At 62.0% G+C, this 11269-nt stretch carries 12 protein-coding genes; 7 read left to right on the top strand and 5 right to left on the bottom strand.

Annotation, left to right across the window (positions count from 1 at the left end; genetic code table 11):
* Positions 1-65: 65 nt before the first annotated feature.
* The gene (locus tag DA373_RS09675; RefSeq protein ID WP_107852104.1) at positions 66-971 is read left to right on the top strand and encodes a LysR family transcriptional regulator; all 906 of its coding nucleotides are present in this window, start codon (positions 66-68) and stop codon (positions 969-971) included.
* A gap of 66 nt (positions 972-1037) precedes the next feature.
* Here the strand turns inward: DA373_RS09675 and DA373_RS09670 are convergent, their stop codons facing one another.
* The 4 genes from DA373_RS09670 to DA373_RS09655 all read right to left on the bottom strand — a co-directional run bounded on the left by DA373_RS09670 (position 1038) and on the right by DA373_RS09655 (position 4804).
* Positions 1038-1820 carry an alpha/beta fold hydrolase gene (locus tag DA373_RS09670; RefSeq protein WP_107852103.1) on the bottom strand — a complete coding sequence of 261 codons (783 nt, stop codon included), beginning with the start codon at positions 1818-1820 and terminating at the stop codon, positions 1038-1040.
* A 169-nt stretch (positions 1821-1989) separates the two neighbouring features.
* Positions 1990-3195: a 3-oxoadipyl-CoA thiolase gene (gene pcaF, locus DA373_RS09665; RefSeq protein WP_107852102.1), complete on the bottom strand. Its 1206-nt coding sequence runs from the start codon at positions 3193-3195 to the stop codon at positions 1990-1992.
* A complete protein-coding gene (locus tag DA373_RS09660; protein ID WP_107852101.1) occupies positions 3192-3986 on the bottom strand; it encodes a CoA-transferase subunit beta in 795 nt (264 codons plus the stop codon). Before DA373_RS09660 ends, pcaF begins: the two co-directional genes overlap by 4 nt.
* A complete protein-coding gene (locus tag DA373_RS09655) occupies positions 3986-4804 on the bottom strand; it encodes a CoA transferase subunit A (RefSeq protein WP_107852100.1) in 819 nt (272 codons plus the stop codon). Before DA373_RS09655 ends, DA373_RS09660 begins: the two co-directional genes overlap by 1 nt.
* Positions 4805-5057: 253 nt before the next feature.
* Here DA373_RS09655 and DA373_RS09650 point away from each other — a divergent pair, with 253 nt between their 5' ends.
* Positions 5058-5843 carry an IclR family transcriptional regulator domain-containing protein gene (locus DA373_RS09650; RefSeq protein WP_107852099.1) on the top strand — a complete coding sequence of 262 codons (786 nt, stop codon included), beginning with the start codon at positions 5058-5060 and terminating at the stop codon, positions 5841-5843.
* A 1-nt stretch (position 5844) separates the two neighbouring features.
* Here DA373_RS09650 and DA373_RS09645 read toward each other — a convergent pair whose 3' ends face one another.
* Positions 5845-6747 carry a LysR family transcriptional regulator gene (locus DA373_RS09645; RefSeq protein WP_107852098.1) on the bottom strand — a complete coding sequence of 301 codons (903 nt, stop codon included), beginning with the start codon at positions 6745-6747 and terminating at the stop codon, positions 5845-5847.
* Between the two features lie 108 nt (positions 6748-6855).
* Here DA373_RS09645 and DA373_RS09640 point away from each other — a divergent pair, with 108 nt between their 5' ends.
* The 5 genes from DA373_RS09640 (at position 6856) to benB (ending at position 11269) form a co-directional block, all read left to right on the top strand.
* Positions 6856-7974 (top strand): muconate/chloromuconate family cycloisomerase, encoded by a 1119-nt coding sequence (locus DA373_RS09640; protein ID WP_107852097.1) that lies wholly within the window; start codon positions 6856-6858, stop codon positions 7972-7974.
* Between the two features lie 40 nt (positions 7975-8014).
* A complete protein-coding gene (gene catC, locus DA373_RS09635; protein ID WP_107852096.1) occupies positions 8015-8305 on the top strand; it encodes a muconolactone Delta-isomerase in 291 nt (96 codons plus the stop codon).
* 55 nt (positions 8306-8360) lie between these two features.
* Entirely contained in the window at positions 8361-9299 is a 939-nt protein-coding gene (gene catA, locus DA373_RS09630; protein WP_107852095.1) for a catechol 1,2-dioxygenase, read from the top strand.
* A gap of 75 nt (positions 9300-9374) precedes the next feature.
* Positions 9375-10751 (top strand): Rieske 2Fe-2S domain-containing protein, encoded by a 1377-nt coding sequence (locus DA373_RS09625; protein ID WP_107852094.1) that lies wholly within the window; start codon positions 9375-9377, stop codon positions 10749-10751.
* Positions 10748-11269, top strand: coding sequence for a benzoate 1,2-dioxygenase small subunit (gene benB / locus DA373_RS09620; RefSeq protein WP_269801426.1), 522 nt, complete (start codon positions 10748-10750; stop codon positions 11267-11269). The genes DA373_RS09625 and benB overlap by 4 nt, the downstream gene beginning before the upstream one ends.

Raw genomic sequence — 11269 nt, 5'->3', positions numbered from 1 at the left:
TAGAGCCACGTTGTTAACTTGTATAATACTATTGGTTTTCCTATTGATAACATTCAGGTATCACCATGCGTGTCGAACTTCGTCAAATTCGCCAGTTTATGGCTGTGGCCGAGACCCTGAATTTTCGTCAGGCAGCCGAAAACCTGGCAGTGGCTCAGCCGGCCCTGAGCAGGGGAATACAGCTTCTTGAGCACCAACTGGGAGTGCGCCTGTTTGACCGTAACAATCGTCGAGTGGCGCTCACAGCCGCTGGGGCGGTATTTCTCAAGGGGTGTGATCAGCTGTTGATTGAGCTTGAGGAGACGGTGCGAAAAACAAGGCAGGCAGATAGCGGCGTCTTGGGTAGTCTGACCATTGGTTACACCGATTTCGCCATTACCGGCATATTACCCGGCTTGATTGACACTTTTCGCCGGCAATATCCGGAAATTTCCATTGATCTTGAATACGGTTCAACCCAGGAGCAGCTGGAGGCACTGGCCAACCGGAAGATCGACGTTGCCTTTCTAACCAGCCCGCTGAATAACGACAGCTTTGAACATTATCCCGTTCAGGTAGATCGCTTTGTGGCTGTATTACCCGAGTCCCACCCCCTCGCCTCACAAGATGAAGTAGATATACACGAGCTGGCCGATGAGCCCTTTGTCGTTGGGGTAATGGCACGCTGGCGTCATTTCAGAAGGCATCTGGACGCTCTCTGCTTGCAGGCGGGGTTTCAGCCACGGATTGTGCAGGAAGCCTACAACAGTGAAGGCATGTTTGGCCTGATCAGCGCCAATATCGGCATCACCATTCACCTGGAATGCGCCAGAAATTATCAACGTTCCGGTGTAGTCATGCTGCCGCTCACAGGCACAGATTCCACCGTTATTACCGAAGCGGTATGGCACAACGAAAACAACAGTCCTCTGGTCCGGCATTTCACTGACGCCTTGACACCTGCACGACGCTCGGAAAAAGCCGTGCCCTGATATGGAAAGACCACAACGGAAAAGGCCTGCAATTGCAGGCCTTTCTTTTTATTGGTGCTTTTATGCTCAACCCAGATGCTGCAGCAACAATTCGGCAAATTGCGCCGGCACTTCCACCGAGGGCACATGACCTACCTTATCCAGGATCACCGGGCCGTTTGCCTCGGCGCAGCAGGCCAGGTGCTCCAGCGACTCGGGCGGGGTGGCCACGTCCTCGCGACCACCCACCAACAGCAGGGGCACGTTGTGATCCTGCAGTCGTTCGCTGAAGTCGGCCTCGCCGAGCATTTCACACAGCAGGGCGTAGCTGTGGGCGTCACCCCGGCCCATGATGGTGTTCCAGCCGGCCAGCAGGGCGGGCTGGGCCAGACAGGCGGCCGGACCGAACCAGCGCGGCACTATGTCCACCGCCATGGTGGCCAGGCCCAACTCCCGCACCGCAGCGGCCCGGGCCTGCCAGGCCTCAGGGGTGCCGATCACCGCACCGGTGTTGGTGAGGGTGGCGGACAGCAGGCGGTCGGCATGGGCACACAGCAGTTGCTGGCCGATCACGCCACCGATGGAGGTGCCGGAAAAATGGAAGCGTTCGGCACCCGCTACATCGGCCAGGGCCAGGGCTTCTGCCGCCAGATCGGCGGGGGTAATGCGCTCACCGTTCCAGGCCGCGCTGCTGCCGTGACCGGGCAGATCCCAGGTCAGCACCCGGTAACGGGGCAGCAGCGTCGGCAGCAGGTCATCCCACACCGCCTGGCTCATGCCCAGGGGGTGTGCCAGCACCACCAGCGGCCGTGAAGCGTCGCCCAGCAGGCGGTAGCCGACGGTGCGGCCATTGATGTTCAGAAAAGACATTCGGCCTCCAAAATAGTCAGGGGAACGCCGGCACAAGCCCGCGTCAAAAATACAGTTAACCCCTGAATTCACTTCTTATCCAATGAAACGGGCACAGGTTGCCGCTGCGCGCCAAATTGCGGGCGAGCCGCCCGCGCTCCATTCAGCCGGCGGACGCCTGCAGCCGTTGTTATACCCGCTCAATCAGGGTGGCGATACCCTGACCCACGCCCACACACATGGTGCACAGGGCCAGGCGCTTGTTCTGGCGGTGCAGTTCATGGGCAGCGGTCTGCAGCAGACGGGCGCCGGACATGCCCAGCGGGTGACCCAGGGCGATAGCGCCGCCGTTGGGGTTCACTCTGGCGTCGTCGTCCTTCAGACCCAGCTCGCGCATACAGGCCAGGGCCTGGGCGGCAAAGGCTTCGTTAAACTCGAACAGGTCGATGTCGTCCATGGTCAGGTTGTGCTGAGCCAGCAGCTTCTGCACCGCCGGGATCGGACCGGCGCCCATGATGCGCGGCTCAACGCCGGCGGTGGCCATGCCCAGCACTCGGGCCATGGGCTTGAGGCCATGACGCTGCACGGCGTCTGCGCTGGCGATCAGCATGGCGGCGGCGCCGTCGTTCACGCCGGAGGCGTTACCGGCGGTCACGCTGCCACCTTCGCGGAACGGGGTCGGCAGCTTGGCCAGTTTCTCAACCGTGGTGCCCGGACGCAGATGCTCGTCGTCGGCGAAGATCAGCGGCTCCTGCTTGCGGCGGGGAATTGCCACCGGCACGATTTCTTCGGCAAAACGGCCGTTGCACTGGGACTCGGCAGCCTTCTCCTGGGAGCGGGCGGCAAAGGCGTCCTGATCTTCCCGGGAGATGTTGAACTGCTCGGCCAGGTTCTCGGCGGTTTCCGGCATGGAGTCCACGCCGTACTGGGCCTTCATCAGCGGGTTGATAAAGCGCCAGCCGATGGTGGTGTCTTCAATGCCCTGGTTGCGGCTGAAGGCGGTGTCGGCCTTGCCCATCACATAGGGGGCGCGGGACATGGACTCCACCCCCCCGGCCAGCACCAGATCCAGCTCACCGGCCTTGACGGCGCGCACGGCGGTGCCAACGGCATCCATACCGGAGCCGCACAGGCGGTTGATGGTGGTGCCGGGCACGCTCGCCGGCAGACCGGCCAGCAGGGAGGACATGCGCGCCACGTTGCGGTTGTCTTCACCGGCCTGGTTGGCGCAGCCCATGATGACTTCGTCGATGGCGGCCGGGTCCAGATCCGGCGCCTGGGCCAGCACGGCTTCAAATACGCGGGCGGCCAGATCGTCGGGGCGCACCGCCGCCAGGGTGCCGCCAAAGCGGCCAATGGCGGTACGGCGGGGATGACACAGATAAACCGGCTTCATTGGGCGGCCTCCTGGGAGATCGGTTTGGCGTGGTGCTCGGCAGTGCGGGCCTTGAGGTCACGCAGAATGGCCAGCTCCTCGGCGCTCGGCTCGGGAGTCAGCGCCAGCTCGTCGGCAAAGCGTACCGGCCAGCCGGTGGCCTCACGTACCTGCTCTTGAGTCACCCCGGGGTGCAGGGACACCACAGTCAGTTCCCTGGTCTCGGCGTCGGGGGCCATCACACACAGATCGGTGATCACCTTGGTCGGGCCACGGCCAATATTGGGCACATTGTCACGGCCCTTGCCGTCGCGACCGTAGCCCAGGGTGGTGATGAAGTCGACCGCTTCCACAAAGGCGCGCGGTGAGTGCTTCAGGGTGATGAACACTTCCCTGGCGTTGGAGGCGATCTCGGGGGCGCCGCCGCCGCCGGGCAGGCGAACCTTGGGAGACTGGTAATCACCAATCAGGGTGGTATTAAGGTTGGCGTACTTGTCGATCTGGGCGGTCCCAAGAAAGCCCACGTCAATGTGGCCGCCCTGCAACCAGTAGCGGAACATCTCGGGCACGGCCACCGTGGTCAGCGCCTGCTCGCACAGCTCACCGTCACCGATGGACAGCGGCAGAATGTCGGGTTTGGTCTGCAGGGTGCCGGATTCGTAGATCAGGGTCACGTCGGGGGCGTGGGTCAGGCGGGCCAGGTTGGCGGCCTCGCTGGGCAGGCCGATGCCCACAAAACAGGTCATGCCGTTGCTAAGGGCGCGAGCGGCGGTGACCGTCATCATTTCTGAAGAGTTGTATTGGAGCGTCATTATGCCTGCCCTCCTGCGTTGTAAACGTTCTGCTGCAGCCAGTCGTTGAAGGTGTCACGATCACGGGAGATCGCGTCCCACTCCTTGTAGAAGCTGTTGTTTCTCGGGTAATAGCCGTGGGCGTAGGACGGCGCGGCACCACCTTTTACCTCGGCAATGGCGGTAATGGCCCAGCCCGGGATCACGCAGGCATTGGGTTCGGCCTGCAGATCGTCCACGATCTCTTCCACGGTGACGATGCTGTGCTTGGCCGCCAGCACCGCTTCCTTCTGCACACCCACGATGCCGGATACCAGAACGTTGCCTTTGCGGTCGGCGCGCTGGGCGTGAACGATGCTCACATCCGGACGTACCGCCGGCACCGCCGCCAGGCGTTCGCCGGTAAAGGGGCATTCGATAAAGCGGATCTGGGAGTTCACCTTGGGCAGGTCGCTGCCGATGTAACCGCGCAGCACCGCCAGGGGCAGACCGGCCGCGCCCGCTTCATAGGCGCAGGCCATGGCCGCATGGCTGTGCTCGAAGATTTCCAGCTTGCGGGGGAAGCCCCGCTCCACGGCATCGCGCAGACGGTGCAGCGAGCCCACGCCGGGGTTACCGCCCCAGGAGAAGATCAGTTTTTCGGCGCAACCGGCGCCGATCAGCTGATCGTAGAGAATATCGGGGGTCATGCGGATCAGCGTCAGACCACGCTTTTCCTGACGAATGATTTCGTGTCCCGCGGCAAAGGGGATCAGGTGGGTAAAGCCTTCCATGGCGACGGTGGCGCCGTCCTGGAGATAACGGGCAACCGCGTCGTGCAGGCTCATGAATTGGGCCATGGGTATCGCCTCCCTGGTGGGTTATGTTCGCACTACGAACCTTGGTTTGCATTGCGAACATGTTTACTCCGGTTTTATGGGAGTGACAAACCCCGTTTTCAGGAAAATGGCGAGTAAAAAAGTTAAGAAACTGAAAAATAAGAACTTATTTTTTGTGATCGAGAGCACAAAGTGAGACAAGATAAAACAGATGTTCGTTATGCGAACTTTTTGCTACCATGAAGGCCCTTTGATCTCGTCACAGGATCCCATCATGACCACCGACGACCGGCTCAACCCGCAAGACCGGGACTTCGTTGCCGCCCTGGCCAGCGGTCTGGAAGTGCTGCAAGCCTTTGACCAGCACCACCCGCGCATGACCCTGAGCGAAGTGGCGACGAAAACCGGCATGGACAGGGCCAAGGCCCGGCGCTTTTTGCTGACCCTGCATGCCCTGGGCTATCTCGACAAGCAGCAGCGCCACTTTGCGCTGACCCCCAGGGTGCTGCAACTGGGCAACGCCTTTCTGGCCGCCAATCCGCACCGGGTAGTGATTCAGCATTATCTGGAGGAGATCACGCGGGAAATTGGCGAGTCCACCTCACTGGCGGTGCTCGACGGCGATGAGGTGGTGTACATTGCCCGCTCCGCCGCCGAACACCGGCTGATGGCCATTCGGCTGTCGGTGGGCACCCGGCTGCCGGCGGCCTACACCTCCATGGGCCGGGTGCTGCTGGCCCAGTTGCCTGAAGAGCAGCTGAGCAATTACCTGGAAACCGTGCAGCTGCAGGCACACACGGCCCACAGCATTACCGACAGGCAGGCCCTGCGAAGGGTGCTGGAGCGAGTGCGCCGGCAGGGCTACGCCATTGTGGATCAGGAGCTGGACTCGGGCCTGCGCTCGCTGGCGGTGCCGGCCTTTGATCAGCAGGGCCGGCTGCTCGGCGCCATCAACATCAGCACCAACGCCGCCCGGGTAGACCTCGACACCCTCACCGGACGCTTTCTGCCCCTGCTGCTGGAAAAGGCCAGGCTGATCCGGGACGCCCTGGCGGGCTGACTCAGGGGTAGCGTCCGCTCAGCCTGTTTTCCACCAGCTCGGCCAGTATGGTGTTGACCAGCCGCATCGCCGCATTGGGGTTCTCGCCCCGGCGGCGTGAGGCGATCACCGGAATGCTGAGCTGCTCGTCCCGCACCGATACAAACACCACTCCTTCCCGCTGGATTTTGCGCACCTGCTCCGGCACCAGGGCAAAGCCCATGTCCGAAGCCACCAGCGACAGCGCCGTCTGCAGATCGTTAACCTGCTGGATCACATTGAGTTTCAGGCCACGGCGGTGAAACAGTCCCTGGGCCACATCGGCAAAACTGGGGCCGGAGCCGGCGGGAAAGGTAACCATGGGCACCTCGGCCAGCTCAGCCATGGTCGGCGACTCACGGGTCAGGGAATGGGAAGACGGCAGGGCGGCGATCAGCGGCTCGTTGAACAGCACCTCCTGCTCCACGTCGGCATCGTCAATGCGTACCCGGCCAAAACCGATGTCGATTTTGCCGCTCTTGAGCGCCTCGATCTGATCCTGGGTCTTGAGCTCGTGCAGCACAATTTCCAGGTTTTTGTTACGCCTTAGCCGGCGCACCATCAGCGGCAGCTGGCCGTAAAACACCGACGGCACAAAGCCGATGGCAAACACGGTTTTGCGCAGCTGGGCGATTTGCCGGGTGCCTTCAATGCTGGCCTCCAGCCGCTCCATGATGGTGCGGGCCTGCTGCAGAAAATACAGTCCTCCCTGGGTCAGCTCCAGCCCCCGGGGCTTACGAATAAACAGCTGCACCCCCAGCTCCTCTTCCAGCTGCTTGATCTGCCGGGTCAGGGGCGGCTGGGCGATAAACAGCCGCTCCGCCGCCCGGGTCAGGTTCAGCTCTTCGGCCACGGCAATAAAATAACGCAGGTGCCTCAGCTCCATCCATACCTCCAGGGTATTGGTTGTGACTTAATCAATATTGGTGGGTATTGCTTCAGAATTGTAACCTCGTCGCAACACAGTGTTATCACTTGAGGCAAGAGAGGTTACATGGCAGCAATCATTCAGTCCATCGAGGCAATCCTGGTCGACATTCCGACCATACGGCCGCACAAGCTTTCCATGGCCACCATGGGCGTTCAGACCATGGTTATCGTGCGCATCAAGGACAGCGATGGCCTGGAAGGCCTGGGCGAAGCCACCACCATCGGCGGCCTGGCCTACGGCCCGGAAAGCCCCGAAAGTGTGAAGCTGACCATAGACACCTACTTCACGCCGTTGCTGCTGAACCAGCCCGCTGAGGCCATCAATACCCTTAAGGTAAGGCTCAATCGCGCCACCCGCGGCAATAACCTGGCCAAGTCCGCCATTGAAACCGCCCTGCTCGACCTGATGGGCAAGCGCCTCAACCAGCCCCTGCACCAGCTGCTGGGCGGCGCCGTGCACCGGCACATTCCGGTGCTCTGGACCCTGGCCAGCGGCGATACCCAAACCGACATCGACGAGGCCAGGCGCCTGCTCGCCGACCAGCGCCACTGCGACTTCAAACTCAAGATCGGCAGCCGCGCGCTGATGGACGACGTGCGCCATGTGGCCGCCATCAAGGCCGCCGTGGGCGACAGCGCCAGCGTGCGGGTGGATGTGAATCAGGCCTGGGATGAAAGCACCGCCGCCCGGGGCATGGCCGAGCTGCAGGCCGCCGGTATCGATCTGGTGGAGCAGCCCACCCCCATGAAGGAGCACGCCGCCCTGGTGCGGCTGTCGCAGCAGTTTCACCTGCCCATTCTGGCGGATGAAGCCGTGGCCGACGCCACCGACATGTTCACCCTGGCCTCGGCCGGCTTTGCCGGCGCGGTGGCGCTCAAGATCGCCAAGGCCGGCGGCCCGCTGCAGGCGCTGAAGGTGGCCAATGTGGCCAGCGCCGCCGGCATTGGCCTCTATGGCGGCACCCTGCTGGAAGGCACCATCGGCACCGTCGCCGCCCTGCACGCCTGGTCCACCCTGGACACCCTGCACTGGGGCACCGAAATGTTTGGCCCGTTGCTGCTGAAGGACGACATCGTGGAAACGCCGCTGAACTTCCATAACAACGGCGTGACCCTGCCCGCCGGGCCAGGCCTGGGCGTCACCCTCAACGAAGACAAGCTGGCGGAATACCGCCGCCAGTAAGCCTGCCGCAGGCACTGCAGAATACCCAAGGAGATATAGCATGCTGTTCAAAGTCGAAATGAAGGTCAATCTGCCCCACGACATGCCGGCCGAGGTGGCCGCCGAGATCAAGGCCCGGGAGAAGGCCTATGCCCAGGAGCTGCAGACCCAGGGCAAATGGCGCCACCTGTGGCGGGTGGCCGGCAGCTACGCCAACGTCAGCATTTTTGATGTGGCCGACAACGCCGAGCTGCAGGAGCTGATAAGCCGCCTGCCGCTGTTCCCCTACATGGACATTCAGGTAGCGCCCCTGTGCCGGCACCCGTCCTCCATTCATTCGGATGACCGTTAACCGACGTTCGTCACCCCTACGACCAAATCATAAGAAATACGCAAGGAGCAAGGCAATGTCAGTCAAAACCATGCACACCCCCGAGGTGAAAGAACTGCTGGAAAAAGTCGCCGGTCTGAACCAGGCCGGTGGCAACGAGCGGGTCAAGACCATAGTGCACCGCGTGATGCACGACGTTTTTCAGATCATTGAAGATCTGGACATCACCCCGGAAGAATTCTGGAGCGCCGTTTACTACATCAACGAGCTGGGCAAGAACGGCGAAGCCGCCCTGCTGGCCCCCGGCCTGGGTATGGACAAGTACCTGGACATTCGCATGGATGCCGAAGACGAGCAGGCCGGCCTGGCCGGCGGTACCCCGCGCACCATTGAAGGCCCGCTGTATGTGGCCGGCGCCCCGGAGTCCGAGGGCTTCGCCCGCATGGACGACGGCACCCAGGACGGCGAGACCATGATCCTGACCGGCGTGGTCACCGACCAGGACGGCCAGCCCCTGCCCAACACCCTGGTGGAGGTCTGGCACGCCGATCTCAAGGGGGGCTACTCCTACTTCGACCCGTCCCAGAGCGAATACAACCTGCGCCGCAGCATTCGCACCGATGCCAACGGCCGCTATACCGCGCAAAGCATCATTCCGTCCGGTTACGGCTGCCCGCCCGAGGGCGCCACCCAGGCGCTGCTGAACCAGCTGGGCCGCCACGGCCGCCGCCCGGCACACATTCACTACTTCGTGTCCCAGCCTGGCTACAAGCACCTGACCACCCAGATCAACCTGGCCGGTGATGAATACACCTACGACGACTTCGCCTTTGCCACCCGCGAAGAGCTGGTGTGCGACGCCGTGCGCGTCGACGACGCGGCCGCCGCCGAGCAGTACGGACTGAACCAGCCGTTCACCAAGGTGGAATTCAATATTCAGCTGGTGGCATCCGACAAGCCCGAGCACCAGCAGCGCCACGAGCGCAAGCGCGCCCTGGAAGACGACATCGCCTGAACCTGACACGGCTGCCTGCAGCCGGCCGGCCCGCTTCAGGCGGGCCGGGCAGTAACATCACATGGAGTGAGAGACATGACTCGCCAACTCGACCGACTCGAACAAAAAATCCGTGGCGCGGTGGAAGCCGATCCGCAAACCGGCCACTACCGCTGCGACCGGGGCATCTTCACCGACCAGGAACTGTTTGACCTGGAAATGAAGCACATCTTTGAAGGCAACTGGGTCTACCTGGCCCACGAAAGCCAGATGGAAAACCCCGGTGATTACTACACCACCACGGTGGGCCGCCAGCCGGTGGTGATCACCCGCACCAAGGACGGCGAGCTGCGCGCCCTGCTGAACACCTGCTCCCACCGGGGCGCCACCCTGTGCCGCAAGAAGCGCGGCAACAAGGCCTCGTTCACCTGCCCCTTTCACGGCTGGACCTTCAAGAACGACGGCAAGCTGCTCAAGGCCCGGGATCAGAAAAAAGGCGGCTACCCCGAGAGCTTCAGCACCGACGGCTCCCACGATCTGAAACAACTGCCGAAGTTCGAATCCTATCGCGGCTTTTTGTTTGGCAGCCTGAGCGCCGACGTACAGCCGCTGCAGGAGTACCTGGGTGAAACCACCAAGATCATCGACAACATGGTCGATCAGGCGGAAGACGGTCTCGAAATTCTGCGCGGCAGCTCCACCTATACCTATGAAGGCAACTGGAAGCTGACCGCCGAAAACGGCGCCGACGGCTACCACGTGGGCACGGTGCACTGGAACTACCTGTCCACCATGGGTCAGCGCAACTACGACAAGGGCGGCACCGAGGCGGTAGACGCCAAGAGCTGGTCCAACGAAGGCGGCTTCTACTCCTTTGACAACGGCCACATGATGCTGTGGACCCGGCTCACCAATCCTCAGGTGCGTCCGGTGTTCAACCACCTGGAGCGGCTGCAGAACGAGCTGGGTGAGGCCCGGGCCGACGCCATCGTCAACACCACCAAGAACCTGTGCCTGTACCCCAACGTGTATCTGATGGATCAGTTCTCCACCCAGATTCGAGTGCTGCGCCCGATTTCCGTTAACAAGACCGAAATCACCATCTACTGCTGGGCGCCGAAGAACGAGCCGGCGGCGGATCGCGCCAAGCGCCTGCGCCAGTATGAAGACTTCTTCAACGTCAGCGGCATGGGCACCCCGGACGATCTGGAAGAATTCCGCGCCTGCCAGAACGGCTACGAGGCCAGCGGCCTGAAATGGAACGACATGAGCCGGGGCGCCGCCCACTGGATCGAGGGCCCGGATGCGGGCGCCGAGCGCATTGGCCTTCAGCCCATTCTGAGCGGCGCCAGGCCGGAAGATGAAGGCCTGTATGTCACTCACCACCAGCACTGGGTAAAAGAAATGCTGCAGGCGGTCGACACCGAGCGCTCCCAGCTGATTTCCATTCAGGAACAGGAGACTTGCGCATGAGCATGAGCATGAGCATGAGCATGAGCATGAGCATGAGCTTTGAACAGATCCAGGCCTTTGTCTTTCGCGAAGCCCGCCTGCTTGACGATCGCCAGTGGGACGAGTGGCTGACCTGCTACCACCCCGAGGCGGTGTACTGGATGCCTGCCTGGGACGATGAGGACAAGCTGACCGAGGACCCGCAGCGGGAGATCTCGCTGATCTACTACCCCAACCGGGAAGGCCTGGAAGATCGGGTGTACCGCATCAAGACCGAGCGCTCCGGCGCCAGCTCACTGCCCGAGCCGCGCACCACGCACCTGACCAGCAACCTGGAAATCCTGGAGCAGCAGGGCCACACCGTGAAGCTGCGCTTTAACTGGCAGACTCACAGCCACCGCTACCACAAGACGGAGACCTATTTCGGCACCTCCTTCTACACCCTGGACACCAGCGGCGGGCAGCCGGTGATCACCGAGAAAAAGGTGATTCTGAACAACGACTACATCAATCAGGTGATTGATATCTATCACCTGTAA

It is taken from the genome of Oceanimonas marisflavi (genome assembly GCF_003049725.1).
GTDB lineage: Bacteria > Pseudomonadota > Gammaproteobacteria > Enterobacterales > Aeromonadaceae > Oceanimonas > Oceanimonas marisflavi.
The sequence above is the reverse complement of the archived record's forward strand: the minus strand, read 5'-3'. Positions and strand labels throughout refer to the sequence as shown.